Genomic DNA, 22,183 nt, shown 5'->3' with positions numbered 1-22,183 from the left:
GTTATTCCACCTCCGTTGCCATAATCATTTCATTTTCTAGAATATTACCTTCTTCTTGCATACCAAACTGAACATTGCGTTCAATCCATTTACGGCGGGGCTCTACTTTATCGCCCATCAATGTTGTCACACGTCGTTCCGCTCTTGCAGCATCATCAATTTTCACGCGAATTAATGTACGCGTCTCTGGATTCATCGTTGTTTCCCATAGTTGATCTGCATTCATTTCACCAAGACCTTTATAACGCTGTATTGTATAACCTTTACCAACCTTCTGTATCACGCCACCTAACTCTTCATCTGACCAAGCATATTCAATGACTTCTTTCTTTCCTGTTCCTTTACTTACTTTGTATAAAGGAGGAAGTGCAATGAATATTTTCCCTGCTTCAATAAGTGGTTTCATATAGCGATAGAAGAATGTTAATAATAACACTTGAATGTGCGCCCCATCTGTATCCGCATCGGTCATAATAACAATTTTGTCATAGTTGATATCCTCAACTGAAAACTCTGCTCCAACACCGCCGCCAATCGCATAAATAATCGTGTTAATCTCTTCATTTTTGAAAATATCCGCTAGTTTGGCTTTCTCTGTATTAATTACTTTACCGCGTAATGGCAGAACAGCTTGGAAACGACGATCACGGCCTTGCTTTGCAGAACCACCTGCAGAATCGCCCTCTACTAAATATAGCTCGTTCTTTTGCGGATTACGTGATTGTGCTGGTGTCAACTTACCACTTAATGTGCCTTCTGAACGTTTTTTCTTCTTACCGCTACGTGCTTCCTCACGTGCCTTTCGTGCGGCTTCACGTGCTTGTGCTGCTTTAATTGCTTTTTTCACAAGAGGCGTTGCCACATCTGGATTTTCTTCTAAAAAATATGCTAAATGCTCTGATACAACAGCATCAACTGCTGAACGTCCTTCACTTGTTCCAAGTTTCCCTTTCGTTTGCCCTTCAAATTGAAGCAACTCTTCTGGAACACGAATGGAAACAATTGCAGCTAACCCTTCACGAATATCCGTTCCTTCTAAATTTTTATCTTTCTCTTTTAACAAAGAAACTTTGCGTGCATACTCGTTAAAGACACGAGTCATCGCTGTTTTAAACCCCGCTTCGTGCGTACCGCCATCTTTCGTACGCACATTATTGACAAAGGAAAGAATGTTTTCAGAATACCCATCATTAAATTGAAAAGCTAATTCTGCTTCAATTCCATTTTGCTGCTCCCCAGTAAAATATACAACCGGGTGTAAAGAATCTTTCTCTTCATTTAAATATGAAACAAATGCTTCAATTCCCGTTTCATAATGAAAAACATCTTCCAAATCGTTACGTTTATCTTGAAGGACAATTTTCATACCTTTTAATAAAAATGCTGATTCACGTAATCTTTCGCATAACGTTTCATAGTTATAATTCGTTGTGCTAAAAATTGTTCGATCTGGTTTAAAATGAATGGTTGTTCCAGTATCTTTTGCTTTCCCAATTTTCTCAAGCGTTGTAACTGGAACACCACCATTTTCAAAGCGTTGTTCATATACGTAACCATCTCGTTTAATTGTAACAACAAGCCATTCAGACAGTGCGTTTACAACTGAAGCACCAACACCGTGTAAGCCACCACTTGTTTTATAGCCGCCTTGTCCAAATTTACCCCCAGCATGAAGTACAGTTAAAATAACTTCTGGTGTAGGCTTTCCAAGCTTATGCATTCCTGTCGGCATACCGCGCCCTTTATCTACTACACTTATACTATTATCTTTATGTATTACTACTTTAATTTCATCACCAAATCCCGCTAATGCTTCATCAACAGAATTATCTACGATCTCATATACTAAATGATGTAATCCGCGGCTATCCGTACTCCCGATATACATACCCGGGCGTTTCCGAACGGCTTCAAGCCCCTCTAGCACTTGAATTGCATCTTCATCATATTGAAACTGACGCTTAGCCAAACTCCTTGCCCCTTCCTATCCAAAAATCAGAACATATGTTTCTTATTATAGAATAACGCCTTTTCCTTACTTTTGGCAAGTCACGTTATATCTTTTATATACTATTTTCATAAGAAAAATCCTTGTTTGTCACAAGGATTCCTCTACGCTACTATTTCAGAAAAGTAATTGTTTGTCAACGAAACATGGATATCTATTCCAAAACAACTACATACTCCACCATTTTATAATCAGCAAAATGATAATCATCCAAAATGGAGTGACAAGCAGCAATCCCCAAAAACAACCTTTAAAAAACTTCATGATGAACACCTCGTCCATCTGCTTTTCCCTATTATATGAATAGGAGCCTAATAAACTTCACAATTAAGACCTATCTTGTCATTGCGTGTTCAACTTTAATACAGCGGTCCATAATGACAGTATAGCCTTTTTCTTTCAAAAAATGATATGTTTCTTCGTCTTGTAAACCTAATTGTGCCCAAAATGTGCGCGCTTCAATCTGCACAAACTCTTTTGCAACATCCATTAAAAATTCAGAACGACGAAATACATTGACGATATCAACAGGCTCTTTTATTTCCGTTAGCGATTTAACCGCCTTTTCTCCCAATACAGTATCTACCGCTGGGTTAACAGGAATAATACGGTATCCTGCATCTTGCATCGCTTTTGACACCATATACGAAGTACGCTCTGGATTATCAGATAATCCGACAACCGCAATCGTCTTACTATTCTTTAAAATCTCACCGATTTCCGTACGAGTTGGATTTTCAATTGTCATATGTAATCCCTCCTGTTCATTTAGTATAGCCGATAAAGAAAGTCTCTTTCAACATGAAAGAGACTTTCTTTATTAATTCGAGTTAGCAGTAGCAGCTAATGTGACTGTTTTCTTTATTTTTTCACCATTTCGATACGCTGTCACTTCGATTTTATCGCCAACTTTTTTCTTCTCATATAAATATTTACGGAATTGAACTGCATTTTCTACTTTTTGGTCATCAAAGCCAACAACAACATCATATTTTTGCAATCCTGCTTTTTCTGCTGGTGACCCTGATTCAACCTGTGCTAACAGAACTCCCGCTGTTACATCTTTCGGTAATTTTAATTGACTTAATGCATAGCTTGGGAATTCATCAAGACCCCTTACTTGAACACCCATTACAGGTCGTTTTACTTCACCATATTTTTCAAGGGAGTCAATTACCGGTTTCGCTACATTAATTGGAATCGCAAAGCCAATTCCTTCTACTGCTTGCTGTGCAATTTTACTAGAGTTAATACCGATTACTTCACCATTTTGATTGAATAGTGCACCACCGCTATTCCCTGGGTTAATGGCTGCATCCGTTTGAATGACTTGCGCTTGCCAATCAGGACGTTTGTCATTGTTAATATCAACTGGAATTTCACGATTTTTACTACTGATAATTCCTTCTGTTACACTTCCATCGAAGCCAAGCGGGTTACCAATTGCAATTGCAGATTCTCCTGCACGGATTTTATCTGAATTTCCTAGAGTGGCAACTTTGTTAACATTTTTTCCATCAATCTCAACGACAGCTAGATCTAACCATGGATCTTTTCCTACTAATTTCGCTTCAACATTTGTTCCATTGCTCAACTTTACTTCTAATTTATTCGCACCATCTACAACATGGTTATTCGTTACAATAAGTGCTTTATCTCCAACTTTTTTATAAATCACACCTGATCCTGATCCAGCCTCAGCTTCTTGTCCTTGTGGATCGGCGGAAAATGGATCTACAGTTTTTTGATAGTTAATTACACCAACAACTACTTCTTTCGCTCCTTCAATCATACCAGGAAGATCTGTTTCACCTTTTGTTTTATTCACAACTGGAACCACTGTTCCTTCTACTTTTGATTGCGAAAGCATACCGTTATTTGTCCAAGGCATATACGGGGCTACAACGCTGATTGTAACAGCACCAATCACAGCACCGACAACTCCTGTGAAAAAATATCCTTTTTTGCTGCGTGTTTTTACAATTTCCGTCCGAGTTTCATTTGTTTCTGGTTGATCATAGTATCCCATAATTTATTTATCCCCTCTCTGTTGAAATCGTATTTTTAGTATATACACGATATGTGTCCTTTCTGTGAACTCATCGTGAAATCCAAACAAAAAAATACTATCATATTCATTGTAGATAAAGGTACAAAAAATTGTACATGCAATCAATATAAAGTTGCTTAAATGGGAACTGATATTTTACTCTTCAAATTTGTATCCTACACGAATAACTGTACTAATATGTGTTGCCTTATCGCCTAACTTATTACGAAGTTTCTTAATATGCGTATCTACTGTACGATCATCTCCGAAGTAATCATATCCCCAAAGCTGATCTAACAAATGCTGGCGGGATAGCACAATCCCTTTATTTTCCATCAAATAAACAAGTAACTCAAATTCTTTATGTGTTAATATTACTTCTTCACCATCTACCGTTACCGTACGTGACAAACGATTCACATCAATACCAGCAAGTGAAAGCATATTTTCCTCTGCTTGCCCTACTGCACCGTCTGCACGCTTTAGTAATGTTTTGGCACGAGCAACTAAAATTTTCGGACTAAACGGTTTTGTTACATATTCATCCGCTCCTAATTCAAAACCAAGTAAAGTATCATCTTCATCGGAGCGAGCTGTTAGCATAATAATCGGTACGGCTGATTCCTTTCTTACACGTCTACATACAGACCAACCGTCAATTTCTGGTAGCATTATATCTAATATAATTAAATCCACAGTATGCTCCGCAAACAGTTCTAATGCTTGCTTGCCATCTTCTGCTTCAATCACTTCAAAGCCTTCATTACGAAAATAGTCACTAACAATTTCTCGTAATCTTCTTTCATCTTCAACAAGTAAAACTGTTTTATTCAATTCTATCCCGTCCTTTTACTCTTTCAATCGAATAATACGTTGATTCGAGCTCCCACGAAACGGCAGGGTGAGATCTCGCTTCTCTAGCTCAAATCTTCCATCTACTAGCACATCAGCATAGTGCAACAACTCTATCATATCATTATTTTGCGAATTCTGTATCTCTTCAAACGTATAACCTGTGTAAATCCACAAATTTTTTTGTAAATCTTTCACGTTTTTTGCTAGTTCTTTTATTTCAGTGGCTTGAAAAAATGGATCTCCACCTGAAAATGTTACATCAGTAAGGGAGTTGTTTTCAATCTCATTTATTATTTCTTCTTTTGTCATCTCAGTCCCATTACAAATATTCCAAGACTGTGGATTATGACAGCCAAAACAGCGATGCGGACAGCCCGCAAAAAATACGACTGTCCGCAATCCTTCTCCATCTACTACACTATCATGAATAATGTTCATTACTCTCATGAATGTTTCACCCGCTCCTTTTCTTCACTACGTTTCGCGCTGTTCCACTTCGACATGTCTCCTACAAGATATCCAGTAATGCGGCGAATTCTTTCAAAGTCATGTTCATTTTTATTCTCACAGCTTGGACATTCATTTCCAATAATCCCGTGATAACCACAACATTTACAGCGATCAACCGGGTGATTAATCGATCCATACCCTACGCCATACTGAGCCATTGCCTTCACAATTTGCCGTAATGCTTTTTGATTATGAACAGCCGCTCCGTCAAGCTCAATATACGTAATATGACCACCATTACAAAGCTCGTGAAATGGTCCTTCTAAACGAATTTTATCAATAGCTTGAATAGGATAATAAACAGGGATATGGAATGAATTTGTATAAAAGTTATGATCTGTTACACCTGTAATTGTTCCAAATTCAGCTCGATCTTGTTTGATAAACTTTCCAGATAATCCTTCTGCCGGAGTTGCAATTAAAGAGAAATTCAATTGATGTTCCTCTGTTGCTTGATCCATTTTCTTTCTCATATATTCGATAATTTCATATCCAAGCTTCCAAGATTCTACGTCTTCTCCATGATGTTTTCCTGTTAAAGCAACTAAACATTCTGCAAGGCCAATAAAACCTATACTTAATGTACCTTGCTTTAAAATTTCAGCGACAGCATCCTCAGGCTGCAGTTTTTCACCGCCGCGCCATACTCCTTGGGAATATAAAAATTGAAAATCTCTTGCTTTTTTCGTTGCTTGATAGGAGAGTCTTTCTAATAATTGATCAATACCTAGATCAAGATAATAATTTAAAGCTTCAAAAAACGCTTCTTTTGATCCACTAATACATGCTAATTTCACTAAGTTAATAGAGGTAAACGATAAATTCCCTCTTCCAATCGCAGTTTCTTCCCCATGAATATTAGACATTACACGCGTACGACACCCCATATAACACACTTCACTTTCAGGGCGCCCATCATAATACGCCGCATTAAATGGTGCATCTAAAAATGAGAAATTAGGGAATAATCGTTTCGCTGTCGTTTCTATTGCTAATTCAAACAAATCATAATTTGGATCTTTCTCTTCAAAATTTACTCCCTTTTTTAACTTGAAGATTTGAATCGGAAAAATTGGTGTTTCTCCTTTTCCTAATCCAGCTTGAGTCGCTCGTAATAATTGTTTAATTAGTAATCTTCCTTCTTTTGATGTATCTGTTCCGTAATTAATTGAAATAAACGGAACTTGTCCCCCGCCTCTGCTATGCATGCTATTCGAATTATGAATAAACGCCTCACATGCTTGATACGTATCATTTTCTGTTTCTTTCCACGCAAACTCTTCTATTTGCTCAGCTGTTAACGGATACGTTGCTAAACGTTTTTTATTCCGTTCAAACGTTTTTCTCACATATGGCGCCAAATCTACATCAAACAGCGCAAATGATTGTCCGCCATGCTGCATATTTTGATTTGCTTGAAAAATAATAGAAGAAAGCGCTAATGCACTTTTAATATCTTGCGGCTGTCGCATATGCCCGTGACCTGTATGAAACCCGCTTTGAAGCATCTGCGCTAACGGTATTTGCGAACAAGTTGTCGTACCTGTTGCATAAAAGTCTAAATCATGCGGGTATAATATATTTTGATCAATTGCTTGTATCACTTTCTCAGAAAGCAGTTGTTCTATCGCATAATACCTTGCACTTTCAGAAGCAAATTTTCCCATCATTCCCATTGGAGATCGACCATCAACGTTTGCATTTTCTTGCATTAAATCTTGTTCATTTGCATGAACAATTTTCGCAAAAATCCCCTTTAGATTCTCATCATATTCACTGTTTTTTTTCATTTCTTGATTCATTTCTTAACCCCCAACAACATCTTGTTCATTTACTATCAAAATGATACAACATATAGTAAGAGTGAATCTGTGAAAAATGTAACATTCCTGTGAAAGTTTTTTTAAAATCTATCGAATCTTTTTTCTCATATTTCCGAATTGAAATTTTACCTAATAAAAAAGAAATGTGATCTTTACAAATGTGTGGTACAATATACGGGAAAAACTCTTTTTACCCTTTATCAACACATTTGTATAAAGGAGACTGAACTTATGCTTACATATCTTTTATTTATCGTTGCCTATTTGCTTGGCTCGATTCCATCTGCACTTGTTGTTGGAAAGATTGGTTATGGAATCGATATTCGCGAACACGGTAGCGGAAATTTAGGAGGAACGAATACATTTCGTACACTAGGGAAAAAAGCGGGTTTTATTGTTACAATTGCTGATATTTTAAAAGGGACATTGGCTACAGCACTACCGATCATGTTCGGGTTAAATATCCATCCCCTATGGTTTGGATTAGCTGCGGTACTAGGACATGTATACCCAATCTTCGCAAAGTTCCGCGGAGGAAAAGCAGTTGCTACTTCTGCTGGTGTACTATTATGCTACGCACCACTTTCCTTTGTAGTATTGGCTGCAATCTTTTTCACCCTATTATTTACAACGAGATACGTTTCACTTTCTTCTATGATAACAGCTGTCGCCTCTGTTATCGCAGCAATTATAAACGGGGATAAAATCTTCATTATTGCCATGTGCTTATTGGCTGGTATGGTTATTTATAGACACCGTGCAAATATTGGACGAATTATAAATAAAACAGAACCAAAAGCAAATTTAACAAAAAAACAAAAATAAGATTGTGACCCACATAACGCAAAAAGAAAACGCAAAGCATATAAATGGCGTCTTTTTGCGTTATTTTTTATACTAAAAGAAAAAGCGATTATGTTGGAGGAATACTAGATGAACATTTCAGTATCAAAAGAAGCACTAAATTGGTATAAAAACGAGCTTGGTTTACAAACAGGCGATGCTCTTCGCTTTTTCGTGCAATACGGTGGATGTAGCACCGTTCAAAAAGGTCTTTCTTTAGGAATTCGTAAAGATGATCCGGCTACTCCTGTTGTACAATTTCAAGAAGATGGCATTACTTTCTTTATTGAAGGCGATGATGAATGGTTCTTTGATGGTCATGACTTATCTGTTACATTTAACGCTGACGATGAGTTCCCGCAATTTCATTATGTAAAATAAAAAACGTGGCCTATGCCACGTTTTTTATTGCTTTTTAATCTTCTCGTACGTCTCATACCAATCTGGGTACAATTTTTTAAATGACACTGGACGAAAACCTTCTTTTTTAGCACAAATATTCGTTGTAAATGCTGTAATACAACGTTCACCGTTTCCATTATAAATTTCATAGCCATATACAACACGTAGTGGACTCACAGACTCCACCCATGTTTTCACAATAGCTTTTTCTCCGTAACGCATTGCTTTTCGGTATGTAATTTGCAAATCAAGTACAGGAGATACAACCCCATCATTCTCCATTTCAACATACGAAAACCCTAAATCTTGAATTAATTTCGTACGGCCAAGTTCTAACCATACTAAATAATTTGCGTGGTACACGACACCCATTTGATCTGTCTCTGCATAACGGATGTCAATCTCCTGTTCTGCTATAAACATCATTTTAACTCCTTCTCGCTTGCGTTTCTTTCTACACCTTTAATCATAATACAGAGAATCTGAAAATAAAATAGAAGTGGCGGATCTTTTTTCCTTAAAGGAGTGAGCATATGCTACAAATTATAACTGTACGAAGTGGCGATAACGTGTATAAATTAGCTAAGCAGTATGGAACAACAGCAGAAACAATTGTGAAGGATAATGGGTTAAACCCAGCTGAAACACTCGTCGTCGGGCAAGCATTAATTGTGAATACACAAGGAAATACCTACTATGTACAACCAGGTGATAGCTTATATAAAATTGCCTTAACCTACAACGTACCTCTTGCCAGCTTAGCAAAAGTGAATCATTTATCATTAAAATCCAATCTCCAAGTCGGACAGCAACTCTATGTACCAAAAGGAACAAAAAAAATTATTGAATCCATTGCCTATTTACAACCATCCACAATTCCAATTAAAGAAAGCTTACTTGCTTCCACCAAAGCAATCAATTCATATTTAACCTATTTGGCTTACTTTAGCTTTGAAGCAAAACGTGATGGAACACTGAAAGAACCCACACAAACATCTGAAATCGTCGCAATTGCAAAACAAGGGCAGACGATTCCAATGCTCGTTATTACAAATCTTGAAAATGGAAGTTTTAGCTCTGAATTAGCAAGCATTATTTTACGCAACGAAACCATTCAAAATACGTTTATTACAAACATTTTACAAACCGCTCAAAAATACGGAATGCGTGATATCCACTTCGATTTTGAGAACTTTGCACTGGCAGACCGCGAAGCATATAATCAATTTTTACGCAAAGTAAAAACACGTCTACCAAAAGGATATACACTCAGTACAACTGTCGTCCCAAAAACAAGTTCAACTCAAAAAGGTCCAGCTGCAGCTCATGATTATAAGGCACAAGGTGAAATTGTTGATTTCGTTGTCATTATGACATACGACTGGGGATGGCAAGGTGGACCGCCTCTTGCAGTATCTCCAATTGGTCCTGTAAAACAAGTCATTCAATATGCAAAATCACAAATGCCGCCGCGGAAAATTATGATGGGGCAAAACTTATACGGATTTGATTGGATTGTTCCGTTTAAACAAGGAAATCCTCCTGCAAAAGCAGTTAGTTCTATTGCTGCCGTTTCACTTGCCCGAAAATACAATGTCCCAATTCAATATGACTTCACTTCTCAAGCTCCTCACTTCAATTATTACGATGCAAATGGAGTAAAACATGAAGTATGGTTTGAAGATGCTAGATCTGTTCAAAGTAAGTTTAATTTAATAAAAGAACAAGGAATTCGCGGTATCAGTTATTGGAAAATTGGTTTACCTTTCCCGCAAAATTGGCGACTCCTTTCAGAAAACTTTTCCATTACAAAAAAAGGCTGACAATTGTCAGCCTTCTCTTACTGATTGCGATATGCAGCTTCCTCTTTAATCTCTTTTCGCATTCCTTCGATACTTTCCATACGGCGCTCATTTTTCGCTTCAATTGCCACGCGATCTTTCTCATTTGAAAACTCCGCTGCTTCCCTTGCTTCGTTCATATTTTCAATTGTGTTATATACCGCCTCTTGCAATTTCTCAACGTTATCACTGCGATCATCTGGATTTGGTTTGGTTTGTTCTGGCATCATGTCTTCCTCCTTTATTGAAAATACATACAACATTAGTTTGTAAAAAAATCCTTTAATTATGTATGCAAAAAAGAAGGAGAATGATTTCATTCTCCCTCTTTCTAACCGTTATCAACAATTGGTTGTTTCCCTGATTTATCTTGCATTTGTTTCCCTTTATTACCGCCTGCTGCTCTTGATTGCGTCCCAAGCTGATTTGGTGCAAAATCTTTTGGATTTTTCTTTGGATTACCCATAATATCGCCTCCTTACAACTAGTATCATTCTAGTTGTAAGAATTATTCAGCCTGCTTAAAAATACGTATTTCGTAGCGCTTCTCTAATTTTTCTTCAATCCGTTCAATCGCATCACGATCATTGAGTAGTTGTTGTTTATTTTCTTTCACAAGCTCTTCAAACGATTTTCGCCGAGTTCTTCTCATACTGTTCACCCTCACTTTCGTGTTACTAGTATGAACAGTAAAAAAACACTCTAATCAGATTTATGAGAAAATTTTATTTTTCGTACTTACAATGCAACTAACTTCACTTTAGGAACGCTGCAATGTTTGCATTCCTTTCTCATACGCCTCAAGAATCACAGCTTCAAAAGAAATTAAATCTTCAGGCTGATCAATCATGATTCTTGTAAGGCCCCATTCACTTTTCGTAGCAACTTCACATAAAACGTTCGGATACAATGCTACTATTTCATCTTGTTCTTTATTTGTTAATACGTATCTTTTTCTTCCCTTTAGCTTAATTCTTGCAAACGAGCTCATTGCTTTAATATCCAAATAATTCCCGACACAGGCATGACGAATCACTGTTATATCTTTATTATGCTTTTCCAATATTTCTTTTACAATCTCATATGCTCTTTCTTCTTCCTTTGTTACACCTTCAGAAATCACTTTTTTTACTTTTCCACCCTTTAGCTCTACACACTTTTGATATACAGCTGCACAAGTGAAACAATCATCTAATGCATTATGAGAGGCAACTTTAATTTGTAACAATCGCTTTAGGGTTTCTAATTTATGATTCGGTACATGTTTTATATATCGTTTTGCTAAACTAAGTGTATCAATCACGGTATTTTTCAGTGTACCAAGTCTTAATCGTTCCATATTACTCTTTAAAAACCGCATATCAAAAGAAGCATTATGAGCAATAATTGTATCTTCTCCAAGAAATGAAACAAACTCTGGTAATACAATATCAATTGTCGGCGCATCTGCAACATCAAAATTCCGAATCCCTGTCAACATTGTAATACGACTTGGAATCATTTTCTCTGGGTTCACATACGAAACAAATTGATCCGTACAAATATGATTTCGATATCGAATTGCAGCCATTTGAATAATGCTATCTTGAAAAGGATTGAACCCCGTTGTTTCAAAATCAATTACAACATAATCTCCTGTAAAATTTCCCATAACCTTCTCCTCAGCTTTTTATTTCTATTATAACTTAATATAATATAAGAAACTCAATTATATATCCTTGGTTCATCACCAAAAGCCGGGGTGACATACACTCCACTCCGAGTGGACGCTTTCCGCGGGCGAGAGCGAGCCTCCTCGGCAAGCCTGCGGGGTCTCACTTCCCTCGCTATTCCCGCAGGAGTCGCCACTCTCCGTTCCGTGTATTAAAAATAATTCATTTTCAAAAAATCAACCCCATGTTATGGTAATGAACCATATCCTTTTTCATTTTCCAATATATAAATCGCTGCTAGCAGAATACTACTTGACCTGCACTTGCTTTCTCCTTCTGTTTTAAACCTTGCATGTGGTAGAAAAAGGTCCTAATCGCTTCTAAGCGCGGCCAGATGCTCTCGTTCTCCCTAAAAAAGTGGTTTTTTTAACTTATATATAGCTTTTAAATAGAAAATAGGAATGGTACACATGCCATTCCTACTCTCATCTTTTATTTTAAATCCGCAACTCTTTTCTCCATTTCCTGCACCGTCATCGGTCCAATAAATTTATCTTGGATCACACCTTTTGTATCAACAAAATATGACGTTGGAATCGTAAGGACTTTATAAGTAGTTGTTACCTTTATATCTGTATCAAGAAGAATCGGAAAGGTAACACCTTTCTCCTCTGCAAATTTCCGGACCTTCTCTTTTCCATCAGTTCCCTCTGACGCTGTATAATTTACCGCTAATATTTCTACATCCTTTTGATACTTACTGTAAAATTCCTGCATATCTGGCATTTCTCTTTGACATGGACCACACCACGTTGCCCAAAAGTTCACAATAACTTTCTTACCCTTTAAATCAGAAAGCTTTACCTTAGTACCATCAAGCTTGGACAATTCAAAATCAGGTGCCACTTTTCCAATTTCAATGCCATTTTGCGCAATTACTTCTTTTTCATCCTTTGTATTTTGCTCTTGATTATCTGCTACTTCTACTTTCTCTTTCCCAAACTGCTCATAAATTGCATAACCAGCTAAACCTAATAACACAACAACAATTACTAATTTTCTCCACATATCCATCATTCCTTACATTTTATCTTTGTCCCCTAGATTCTCAAAAAAGAAAGTTTTACTTTATTTTAGCTTATACGGAGAAAGATGGAAATATTCTCTATAGAAAGAAAAGCATATTCTCTTGAAAATGCAGGAGATTCCTGTTGGTGAATTGTATAATAATAGTGTAAGATTCCTCAAAAAGGATGTGTTAGAGATAAAAAACGAAAAATATTGCAGCATATTGGTTTCTTACTAACTCTTTGTCCATTAATCGGGAAAATTATTTTAAAACCACATACAACAAGCTTATATATTACGATTCCACTTTTCGTATACGCATTTCTATTCCAATTCTTCGATACAATAATCAACCCAAAAGAAAAATAATGAAAGTTAAAGGGGTGATTACCATTTCAGAGATTACACAAGTAATAATTACTTGGGCTGGGTTCTTTGCTCTTATCTTCCTCTTAATAAGAAGTATAAGAGTTATACGGCATCGTAATTGGCAAGCATTTATAACAATACATTTCGGAAAAGATTTCATCATTGCTTTAAATATATGGATTATCTTACTTTGGATTTTTTATACAAACTTCCCAGGACAATTCACTTACATACTAGACTTCTACTCCAGAGACTCCATTCTATTTATAGCCATGGAATCATTATTAATCGGTATGATTTGCGGAGCGGCTATTTACTTCTTTACTAAAAATAAATACGGCAGTATTTTCTTAAGTGTCCCATTTAGTGCATTATATCTTTTTCTAGAATATCGTTACTCATTTCATCTGTTTTTAATGGTAATTGAATTGAGTATGCAGTACCTTTTCATTAATTGGATAGAAAAGAAATACAAATAAAAATTACCATTTAAGATTTCATGATATAAAGAGCTAGTTTGAATCAAAATCATTCTATTTTATTTTCTTGTCATTTTGCATTCTCAAAGAAGGATTTGTTTTAAATCGTTTTTTCTCCCAATCTGTTTTCAAAATGGAATAAACTAAAGCATCATTTGATTGGTTTCCTTGATAAATATAACCTCTTAATAATCCTTCTTTCTGAAACCCTAATTTTAATAACAAATAAGAAGATGCCTTATTTTCAGGATAAGTAATCGCTCCAACACGAAATAAATCTATCTCTTGGAATCCATATGCTAACACTACTTTTACTGCCTCAGATGCATATCCTTTTCTCCAAAAGACAGGATGAATATCGTAACCTATTTCAGCTCGTTTACTCCAAAGTTGTAAATTATTAAATCCTACTGTACCAACAAAATCATCTGTTTCCTTCACAACGATCCCCCAACGAATCGCACGTTTTTCTTGAAAATTTTTTGCAAAAGAATCGACCATCCGAACAGCTTGCTCGACCTCTTTAAAAGGATTCATGCCATAGTAACGCGTTACCTCTTCAAGTGAAAAAATGTCATATATATTTTGGCTATAGGTTTGGTTTATTTCGATTAAGCGTAGACGTTTTGTTTCTAGAATTGGGAATGTCATGAAAGTCCTCCTTTATTCCAATGTTCATTTATTATTGCAAATACAATGCCATCAGAACATTATCCGCATATCGTCCATCCTCAAATTTAATGTGTCGTTTTTCTCTGCCTTCTTCTTTGAAACCGATTTTTTCATATACTTTTATTGCTCTTTCGTTTGTTGAGAAAACACCTAAACAAATTTTTTCTATACCTTCTTGTGTTTTTGCCCAGTCTATTAATTGCGAAAGCAATTTTGTTCCTACACCTTGATTACGATAGTCTTCTAAAATTCCCATTCCAAATAAGCCAGTATGATTTAAGCGTTTCATAGAATTTCTTGTAAACACTAAAAAACCAACAATACGTCCACCGTCTTCTGCAACAAATGTTACGCCGCCTTGCTTACTGTTTGTAATGGTTTTCTCTCTCTGCGTTTCAATATCAACATGAAACTCTTCGCTTGTAGGAATAAAAAAATCATTTTGAGAAATAATGCTCTTTCGAATACATAAAATTTCCGCTGCATCACTTTCCGTTGCCTCTCGCATGAACAATTCAATTCCCCCTATACGACTATGTTTAATTTAGCGTTATTTTTTTCTCTGTATCCTTTGCTTTATTAAACTTTTTGGAATGTATTAACTTTGGACAACAACTCTTGTAAATCCTCAATAACATGCTCATCTGCAAAAGGCCGTCCCCAAAATATATCCTTTTTCCACATTGCATGTAGGCCTACATTCCTTGCCCCAATTACATCATTCTCTGGATGATCTCCTATGTAAATACTTTCTTCGGGGTTGACACCTAATCTTTCTAAAGCTCTTAGGAAGATTTCAGCTTGTGGTTTTTTTATCCCCTCTTGCTCGGACACTAATATGGTATCCATATACTTCTCAATCTCAAGAGAGCGAATATTCAGTAATTGAAATTCAGTAAATCCATTTGTAATCATCCCTAATAAGAACCCTCTTTTTTTGAGCTCCTGTAAAACGTTCTCCATATGAGGGAATGGCATACAGTGATGCTGAAAATTCTTTATGTAATCCTCTAACAATTGCTCCTGAGTTAAACTGGAAATAGCATATTCTCTGAGCAATTGCTCGTATACTTTGTCTTTCCAAACATATCCCTTATTATCTAATTCAATGAACCTAGTTACATATTGTTCTTCAGGTATATGCTTAAATTCATTGATGTATCTTTTATATTGGTCTTTAATAAAAAGTTTAAGGGATTGATCTCTGTCTAATAGAGTTCCATCTAAATCGAAAATGACGGCTTTAATCATATATCTTCTCCTTATTTCGAAATTTTGCGATTATTTGAAGTTGTATACTTTATATTCTCCATTATTTGATGAAATCCTTAAAATATTACTGTCTTCCGGTATCCCTTCAAAATAAGCAGCAATGCAACCTGTTGTACATCTATGTCCGGATAATAAAATGTTTAACTCTTTTTTGCCATATTTACTTTCAAGTTCATTCATAAAACTAAAAACTATTTTCACGTAACTATTAGGTTCTTCAGCGCCGTTATAAACACTAGAATCAGGAACAGCTCCAACCATCTTCACTTCACCTTTTTTTAATCCATCAGTTTCTCCTAAGTCAAAAACATCAAGTCTTTCATCAGTTATGGCTTTTATACCTGTCGCTATCTCAGCTGTTTGAATCGCTCGTTCTTGCGGAGAGGAAAATACGTAGTCAAATTTTATATTTTTCAATTTATCTCTTAAACGTTTCGCTTGCTCTACCCCATGTTCATTTAAAGATAAACCCGCTCTTCCTTGCAGTCTTCCTTCTCTGTTCAAATCTGTTTGTCCGTGTCTAACTACATAAATCATTGCTCCAGCCTCCCCGTTACTTGCGAATTTTTATTTTCTCTGATTAATGGCTCTTCTTTCTATTTATATAGTAAGCTTTACATTTTCTTTTGGTACCCATCCTTCTTCAATAGTAAGAACTCTTTGACACCAAATCCATCCGTTAAGTTCTTTTAACCCGACCAGGTGTTCACCTTCATCAACATTCAACTCTTTTGCAGTATAATTTCCCTTCGCAATACCTTCTGTTCCTTTCCATTGTATAAGTTGCGCTGGAACCCAACCTGAACTGTTTTTATCTACTGTTGTACAAAAGTACCAATTATCCCATTTTTCTGGTCCATTATATTTATCCCCAATAATAAATGACTGTCCCTGAACTAAGCTAATAGGATTCGGATAATTCGTCCTATGTTTTTGTATAACTACATACTTCAATGCGAATCCCTTCTTTCTTATTTACACTTAATTAGCAATACCATACATTTACGCCACCTATTTCCTGTAAATTCGACAAAAAGTATATCGAATCCTTTTACCTAAAAAGCAAAATATACACACCATTCTTCAAAATTTATTCTTGCACTTTCACTGACATACTACCAATCGTATCCGCTCCATTTTTTAAAGTTACTTTTACATTTCCGGGTTCTTTAAACGTGTAAGAAGACAGTTCATAAATTTCTTTAATTTTAAACTTCTTATTCCCGTCTTGTTTCATTGTATCCGTAAGCAAAGACAGTTGCGGCTCCCAAACTTCCACTTTTCCAGATGGATAAGCGATAACCATTCGAGCATCCGTTTGGCGAATCTCTTCCCAAAGTGTTATATACATGTGCGTTTCTTTTCCTTTTTTAATCAATTCATCGGAATAATAACCTAATCCCCCAATGTTTCCAAAGACAGTATATTTCTCATTACTTACCGTAATATCCATATAAGGAAGTTTATATGTCACTTTATGATATATACCGTAAGCAGTACAAAGAACGCCAATAGCTGTAAATCCTAAAAGAAACTTTTTCAATTGTATTCCTTGAAAACTTACCATCATCACTGAGTTTGGAGCAATTTTTTCTGCTAATAAAATGACAAGAACTACAATTAAAAGTCCACTCCCGATCAAAATATACATACGATTCCCTCCTTTGATTTAAAAAAGCAATCGTTTCTTTTTTATGAATCCCGTTCCTTATAGCACTTTTTCACACCGTCCCTTCATTTTCCTGCGCATTAAAAAAAAAGACACTTACTCATTTGCAACAATCAAACGTTACTTACAAGAACTTTCTTAAAAATAATATGTATATTATAGCTTTGAAATAAAGTTTAATTAAAAAATTGCCATTAAACCTTATTTGTCTGTATAAGAAAAACTTCATTTTGAAATATAGATTGCGCAAAATGAAGTCTTTTCTTGTGAATGGTTATAAAATTTCTAAAAAAAGTTCGATCATTTCTATGATTCATATGTCACTTAAGCACCCATTTGTTAAAGAAGTCTGGGACTATCGCCACCATTCTTTAACGATAATTTTATGTGATTTTCCATTTTTATCTATAATTTCAACAAAACAACCATGTTTTTCTAGTTTATCACCAGAATCACCAATGTGTGGGTTTTCTAAATTATAAACTATGCTTGCTGTTGCAAAAAAATATTGTCTAAGGGGATATTTTCACCTTTTAAAAGACGTTCGAAGTCTTTTCCTAAAGCATCTAAAGACTCCTTTATTACTGGAATTTCAAAAGCTTTAGGTTTAATACTTCTTCCTAAAATATCTATAACAATACTATCTATATTTTTTTCTTTAGCAATATTATATAAATGCTCAATAACATATCCGTTATCTCTATAAATCATTAAGCTTAAATAGCTATGAACAGTGTTATGCCCTATACTTTTTAATAATTTTAACCTAGCCATTTTAGCACCTCCTGTACCATTTTCTTTAAGATATATTTTATATCAATATTCTACAACTATCCTTCTCCATTAGTTCAATAAAAAAGATGAAATGAAATCCCTTCGCCACTTAGATAAGTTGTTTCAGTTCATCTTTTTTATAAACGGTACGACTTTCTTACAAACGATATAACTTTCTTTAATTAAGGAGTATCGCCATCAAGCTAAGATTTTGAAGTCCCCCCTAAACGAAAATTTTTTGTTTTTTATAGCAACGAAGTTCATTTTTATCATTTTTGGGACAACCTGTTCTGTTAGGTTGATAGGCATGGGGTACCGCCAACGAAATATCACATTTCCCTCGTTAAGACATTTGTTGGAAGTAAAAACCTTAATTTTATTGTGCTAAACATAAAATAGGCTATCAATAAGTGTTGCAAATTAAATTGCGATAATCGCACGATATTTGTAGCAAAATATGAAAGAATTTTATGCAACATTAGAAACGTTGAGTGGGTATCAGTAAAATAATAATCTAATATTCTAGTTTGTAAAAAATAGATAAAGAGATGGCAGAACCATCTCTTTTCTTCTTATTCATGTAATGACTATTAATAATAAACCTATCCACCATTTATATGAAGGTGTTATATCGACAATAGTTACCCTGAGAACATGACAAATAATTAAAGTAAGGAAAATTTTTCTATATTTTTCTAAACATATATTTTATTTTGGAAGATTTAGTTGCCACGAGACACCGAACCGATGGTGTACTTATCCCAACTGACGTTTAAATACTTTACTGGCGAAGAAGTAAGCAATGACCATGATGCCGACGCACCAGGCAAGCGCGATCCAGATACCGTTGCCAACAGACCCTTCATACAAGAGAGCACGAATCGTATTCACTATTGAAGTCACGGGCTGGTTCTCTGCGAACGCACGGACAATTTTAGGCATGGTTTCGGTGGGGACAAAGGCCGAACTGATAAACGGCAGGAAAATCAGCGGATACGAGTAGGCTGTCGCCCCTTCCATAGACTTAGCTGTCAATCCGGGAATGACAGCCAGCCATGTCAGCGCCAGCGTAAACAGCCCGAGTATCCCAGCTACCGCGAGCCAATCCAGGATATCAGCGCTGGAACGAAAGCCCATCAAGAGGGCGACGAGGATAACCACCACGACAGTAAGCGCATTGGAAACAAGCGATGTCAACACGTGAGCCCACAATACCGACGAGCGCTTGATGGGCATGGTAATGAAACGCGCCATCAGACCGCTCTTTACATCCGTAAACAGCCGCAGTGAAGTGTAAGCGACGCCTGATGCGATAGCCATCAGTAAGATTCCCGGCAATAAATAATTGACGTAGTTGTCCGTGCCTGTCTTTATGGCGCCGCCAAATACGTAGACAAACAGCAGCAGCATCATAATCGGCGTAATCGCCACCGTGATAATCGTATCCGGGCTGCGCATGATGTTGCGCATTAAACGTCCTAGTAATACCCCTGTTTTACTTTTCATTTACATCTCCTCCTTTTTGCCAATGATCGCGAGGAAAATTTCCTCCAATGTCGGCTGCTTCTCGATGTACTCCACTTTCGCTGGCGGGAACATCTCTTTGAGTTCGGTAAGAGTACCGGTCGTGATGATTTTTCCGCCATGCAGGATGGCGATACGGTCCGCCAGTTGTTCGGCTTCCTCCAGGTACTGGGTCGTCAGTAAGATGGTCGTGCCGCCACCGGCAAGCTCCTTGACGGTATCCCAGACTTCAATCCGCGCTTCGGGGTCAAGCCCTGTCGTCGGTTCATCGAGAAAAATGACTGCTGGCGTCCCGATCAGGCTCATGGCGATATCAAGTCGGCGCTTCATCCCGCCGGAATACTGGTCCGCCCGGCGGTTGGCCGCATCGGTCAGGCTGAATCTTGCAAGCAGATTGTCGGCGACTTGAGCGGGATTGGAAACTCCCCGCAACTTGGCGATCATCATCAAGTTTTCCCGCCCGGTGAGCATGCCGTCTAAAGCTGCGAACTGCCCTGTCAGGCTGATGCTTTGGCGAACATGATCCGGTTGACGCTGGACGTCAAAGCCGCAAATACCTACTTCGCCGCCATCGGGCTTCATCAGCGTCGAGAGGATGTTGACCGTCGTCGTCTTGCCCGCCCCATTTGAGCCCAGCAGTGCGAAAATTTCGCCACGCTGCACCTTAAAATCCACCCCCTTTAAGACTTCCTTATCTTTAAAAGATTTTTTTAACCCTTTTACAGAAATCGCTACATCGCTCATACTTTTTTCCTCCTTATAAAAAGTGCTTTACGAAGCTAGATTGCCTACACCTTTCTATTAAGTAATACAGATAATCTGTATTACTTAGTACTGAGTTGAAAATATAACTGAATAGCGATGGCGGCAATTCACATTTGTAACCAGCTAATCAGTCAGTATTATCTATTGTATTTATTTTTTTCTCAATCGCTTCATGATACTTTGATTCAAATCATCACGATACTTGGAGACATAAGTTTTAGCGTTTGCCACTAGTTCGTCAGCAAAGGACGCCACGTCCTCCCCAGTGATTTCCAGCACTTGTCTACCTTCCGCCGCACCAGCTTCAAACAAATCGATTAATTCATACTGTATGTGTAGCATATCCATCCCGTTGCCCGCTGAGAAATTCCACATGTAGTTTTGAATTTTTTTAAACACAAACTGGTAGTCCTCTGGCAAGGCTCCAACTCGTGCCATCATCATTTTGTACTCTTTTTTATCACCAATCAATTTTTTGAACATTTCCATCATATTATTTTTCCTCCTTTTTTATAAAGCAGAACAAGAAACCCAAAAAATATCGGACGGAATATCTTATCTTATGAAGCTAGTTTGACTTCAAGACGTTAATTTTTGATGATACAAACTCCCATTTTTTCCAAAACAATTTAAGCTCCTGGCGGCCAGCCTCATTTAGTGAATAAAACTTGCGAGGCGGCCCCATATCTGACGGTTTCTTTTCAATATTCACAAGTTTTTTCTTCTCTAATCGCACGAGGATGGTATAGACCGTCCCTTCCACGACTTCGGTAAACCCAAGCTCATTCAGGTGGCGGGTAATCTCATAGCCATAGGTTTCACGGCGGCTGATGATTTCCAGCACACAACCTTCCAGCGAACCCTTCAGCATTTCAGTTAAATTTTCCATGTTCTGATCCTCCTCTACCCCCTCTATTCTGTCTGACTTATATTCAGTATCACAGAGTACTAAGGCGAATTTTTACTGAATATCTTTTGAGAAGATATTCAGTATTACTTATTACAAGCACATTCTATCACCGAGTAGCGGGAGTGTCAACTAGATTTTCTAAATATTTTTAAAATCAGCTATTCCCATTGGATATAGCCGATTTTCTTTATAGAGCTTTTACTTCCTCCTATGCTTCTTTCACAATGATTGCACCGCTGATCATTCCCATCCAGCAGTTGTACATGTGAATATAGCAATTCTATCCCTCCATTATTTTTCGATTATCTTATTCACTACTTTACTCATTAACTTTTTTAAGTAAAAAGCCGTCTTCTGTTTCAATGAACTCACCGAATAAATCTAGAAATGTGTTGTTCATTAGTATATACCTCTTATGTCTTTACTGGATTTATTATAAATTAAAAGCTTTACTCCCTCTAAGAAATAAAGCTAAATATATTTTCTCCATATTAAAAAACTTATCTTTCTTATTTAACTAAACTGCTCCGTTAGTTGAAGAAGATCCAAAGGTTCGAATGGATATTCTATACAAATCTAATTTACATAATCACCTATTATCAGTAGCAAGAAAAAGGCGGATCCCTACTCTCACAAGGAATCCACCTTTTTCTTTTCCCATGACTTTATTCATTTTTTATACATTCCTATCCTGGCG

27 protein-coding genes are annotated in these 22,183 nt (G+C 36.7%); 4 read left to right on the top strand and 23 right to left on the bottom strand.

The window, feature by feature from the left end:
* Position 1: 1 nt before the first annotated feature.
* From parE to V7024_RS10945, 6 genes are all read right to left on the bottom strand, one after another.
* On the bottom strand, positions 2-1,969 hold the full coding sequence (gene parE / locus V7024_RS10970) for a DNA topoisomerase IV subunit B (RefSeq protein WP_335519545.1): 1,968 nt from the start codon (positions 1,967-1,969) through the stop codon (positions 2-4).
* A gap of 373 nt (positions 1,970-2,342) precedes the next feature.
* Positions 2,343-2,756: a CoA-binding protein gene (locus tag V7024_RS10965; RefSeq protein WP_335519542.1), complete on the bottom strand. Its 414-nt coding sequence runs from the start codon at positions 2,754-2,756 to the stop codon at positions 2,343-2,345.
* 72 nt (positions 2,757-2,828) lie between these two features.
* Positions 2,829-4,037 carry a S1C family serine protease gene (locus V7024_RS10960; RefSeq protein WP_335519539.1) on the bottom strand — a complete coding sequence of 403 codons (1,209 nt, stop codon included), beginning with the start codon at positions 4,035-4,037 and terminating at the stop codon, positions 2,829-2,831.
* Between the two features lie 177 nt (positions 4,038-4,214).
* Complete coding sequence (locus V7024_RS10955) at positions 4,215-4,892, bottom strand: response regulator transcription factor (protein ID WP_020061945.1); 678 nt, start codon at positions 4,890-4,892, stop codon at positions 4,215-4,217.
* A 15-nt stretch (positions 4,893-4,907) separates the two neighbouring features.
* Complete coding sequence (gene nrdG / locus V7024_RS10950) at positions 4,908-5,360, bottom strand: anaerobic ribonucleoside-triphosphate reductase activating protein (RefSeq protein ID WP_335519535.1); 453 nt, start codon at positions 5,358-5,360, stop codon at positions 4,908-4,910.
* Entirely contained in the window at positions 5,357-7,213 is a 1,857-nt protein-coding gene (locus V7024_RS10945) for an anaerobic ribonucleoside triphosphate reductase (RefSeq protein ID WP_335519586.1), read from the bottom strand. Before V7024_RS10945 ends, nrdG begins: the two co-directional genes overlap by 4 nt.
* 264 nt (positions 7,214-7,477) lie before the next feature.
* On the opposite strand from V7024_RS10945, the gene plsY reads away from it, so the two are divergent.
* Positions 7,478-8,071 carry a glycerol-3-phosphate 1-O-acyltransferase PlsY gene (gene plsY / locus V7024_RS10940; RefSeq protein WP_335519532.1) on the top strand — a complete coding sequence of 198 codons (594 nt, stop codon included), beginning with the start codon at positions 7,478-7,480 and terminating at the stop codon, positions 8,069-8,071.
* Between the two features lie 108 nt (positions 8,072-8,179).
* Positions 8,180-8,470: a HesB/YadR/YfhF family protein gene (locus V7024_RS10935; protein WP_335519529.1), complete on the top strand. Its 291-nt coding sequence runs from the start codon at positions 8,180-8,182 to the stop codon at positions 8,468-8,470.
* Between the two features lie 24 nt (positions 8,471-8,494).
* On the opposite strand, the gene V7024_RS10930 is transcribed toward V7024_RS10935, so the two are convergent.
* Positions 8,495-8,914, bottom strand: a complete 420-nt coding sequence (locus V7024_RS10930; protein ID WP_335519526.1) for an acyl-CoA thioesterase — start codon at positions 8,912-8,914, stop codon at positions 8,495-8,497.
* Positions 8,915-9,024: 110 nt separating this feature from the next.
* On the opposite strand from V7024_RS10930, the gene V7024_RS10925 reads away from it, so the two are divergent.
* Positions 9,025-10,314, top strand: coding sequence for a LysM peptidoglycan-binding domain-containing protein (locus V7024_RS10925; protein WP_335519523.1), 1,290 nt, complete (start codon positions 9,025-9,027; stop codon positions 10,312-10,314).
* Between the two features lie 17 nt (positions 10,315-10,331).
* Here V7024_RS10925 and tlp read toward each other — a convergent pair whose 3' ends face one another.
* The 5 genes from tlp to V7024_RS10900 all read right to left on the bottom strand — a co-directional run bounded on the left by tlp (position 10,332) and on the right by V7024_RS10900 (position 13,052).
* A complete protein-coding gene (tlp, locus tag V7024_RS10920) occupies positions 10,332-10,559 on the bottom strand; it encodes a small acid-soluble spore protein Tlp (RefSeq protein WP_335519520.1) in 228 nt (75 codons plus the stop codon).
* A 104-nt stretch (positions 10,560-10,663) separates the two neighbouring features.
* Positions 10,664-10,798 (bottom strand): acid-soluble spore protein N, encoded by a 135-nt coding sequence (locus tag V7024_RS10915; RefSeq protein WP_098918370.1) that lies wholly within the window; start codon positions 10,796-10,798, stop codon positions 10,664-10,666.
* Positions 10,799-10,840: 42 nt separating this feature from the next.
* Positions 10,841-10,984, bottom strand: coding sequence for an FbpB family small basic protein (locus V7024_RS10910; RefSeq protein WP_020061954.1), 144 nt, complete (start codon positions 10,982-10,984; stop codon positions 10,841-10,843).
* A gap of 108 nt (positions 10,985-11,092) precedes the next feature.
* Positions 11,093-11,983, bottom strand: a complete 891-nt coding sequence (locus V7024_RS10905; RefSeq protein WP_335519514.1) for a 3'-5' exonuclease — start codon at positions 11,981-11,983, stop codon at positions 11,093-11,095.
* Positions 11,984-12,476: 493 nt separating this feature from the next.
* The gene (locus V7024_RS10900) at positions 12,477-13,052 is read right to left on the bottom strand and encodes a peroxiredoxin family protein (protein ID WP_335519511.1); all 576 of its coding nucleotides are present in this window, start codon (positions 13,050-13,052) and stop codon (positions 12,477-12,479) included.
* A 368-nt stretch (positions 13,053-13,420) separates the two neighbouring features.
* On the opposite strand from V7024_RS10900, the gene V7024_RS10895 reads away from it, so the two are divergent.
* Positions 13,421-13,900 carry a hypothetical protein gene (locus V7024_RS10895; protein WP_335519508.1) on the top strand — a complete coding sequence of 160 codons (480 nt, stop codon included), beginning with the start codon at positions 13,421-13,423 and terminating at the stop codon, positions 13,898-13,900.
* A gap of 54 nt (positions 13,901-13,954) precedes the next feature.
* On the opposite strand, the gene V7024_RS10890 is transcribed toward V7024_RS10895, so the two are convergent.
* From V7024_RS10890 to V7024_RS10840, 11 genes are all read right to left on the bottom strand, one after another.
* On the bottom strand, positions 13,955-14,551 hold the full coding sequence (locus V7024_RS10890; RefSeq protein ID WP_335519505.1) for a GNAT family N-acetyltransferase: 597 nt from the start codon (positions 14,549-14,551) through the stop codon (positions 13,955-13,957).
* 31 nt (positions 14,552-14,582) lie between these two features.
* Positions 14,583-15,080 (bottom strand): GNAT family N-acetyltransferase, encoded by a 498-nt coding sequence (locus tag V7024_RS10885; RefSeq protein WP_335519584.1) that lies wholly within the window; start codon positions 15,078-15,080, stop codon positions 14,583-14,585.
* A gap of 71 nt (positions 15,081-15,151) precedes the next feature.
* Positions 15,152-15,823, bottom strand: coding sequence for an HAD family hydrolase (locus V7024_RS10880; protein WP_335519502.1), 672 nt, complete (start codon positions 15,821-15,823; stop codon positions 15,152-15,154).
* Positions 15,824-15,853: 30 nt separating this feature from the next.
* Positions 15,854-16,381 (bottom strand): histidine phosphatase family protein, encoded by a 528-nt coding sequence (locus V7024_RS10875; RefSeq protein ID WP_335519499.1) that lies wholly within the window; start codon positions 16,379-16,381, stop codon positions 15,854-15,856.
* Between the two features lie 63 nt (positions 16,382-16,444).
* On the bottom strand, positions 16,445-16,798 hold the full coding sequence (locus tag V7024_RS10870) for an SH3 domain-containing protein (protein ID WP_335519496.1): 354 nt from the start codon (positions 16,796-16,798) through the stop codon (positions 16,445-16,447).
* Between the two features lie 136 nt (positions 16,799-16,934).
* The gene (locus V7024_RS10865) at positions 16,935-17,495 is read right to left on the bottom strand and encodes a hypothetical protein (protein ID WP_335519493.1); all 561 of its coding nucleotides are present in this window, start codon (positions 17,493-17,495) and stop codon (positions 16,935-16,937) included.
* Positions 17,496-17,996: 501 nt separating this feature from the next.
* The gene (locus V7024_RS10860) at positions 17,997-18,287 is read right to left on the bottom strand and encodes a hypothetical protein (protein WP_335519490.1); all 291 of its coding nucleotides are present in this window, start codon (positions 18,285-18,287) and stop codon (positions 17,997-17,999) included.
* A gap of 756 nt (positions 18,288-19,043) precedes the next feature.
* A complete protein-coding gene (locus V7024_RS10855) occupies positions 19,044-19,793 on the bottom strand; it encodes an ABC transporter permease (protein WP_335519487.1) in 750 nt (249 codons plus the stop codon).
* Positions 19,794-20,555 (bottom strand): ABC transporter ATP-binding protein, encoded by a 762-nt coding sequence (locus V7024_RS10850; RefSeq protein ID WP_335519484.1) that lies wholly within the window; start codon positions 20,553-20,555, stop codon positions 19,794-19,796.
* Positions 20,556-20,726: 171 nt separating this feature from the next.
* The gene (locus V7024_RS10845; RefSeq protein WP_335519481.1) at positions 20,727-21,068 is read right to left on the bottom strand and encodes a DUF1048 domain-containing protein; all 342 of its coding nucleotides are present in this window, start codon (positions 21,066-21,068) and stop codon (positions 20,727-20,729) included.
* A gap of 76 nt (positions 21,069-21,144) precedes the next feature.
* Positions 21,145-21,465, bottom strand: a complete 321-nt coding sequence (locus tag V7024_RS10840; protein WP_098918361.1) for a PadR family transcriptional regulator — start codon at positions 21,463-21,465, stop codon at positions 21,145-21,147.
* Between the last annotated feature and the right edge of the window lie 718 nt (positions 21,466-22,183).

It is taken from the genome of Bacillus sp. JJ864, from assembly GCF_036963045.1.
Classification (GTDB): Bacteria; Bacillota; Bacilli; order Bacillales; family Bacillaceae_G; genus Bacillus_A; species Bacillus_A pseudomycoides_C.
The sequence above is the reverse complement of the archived record's forward strand: the minus strand, read 5'-3'. Positions and strand labels throughout refer to the sequence as shown.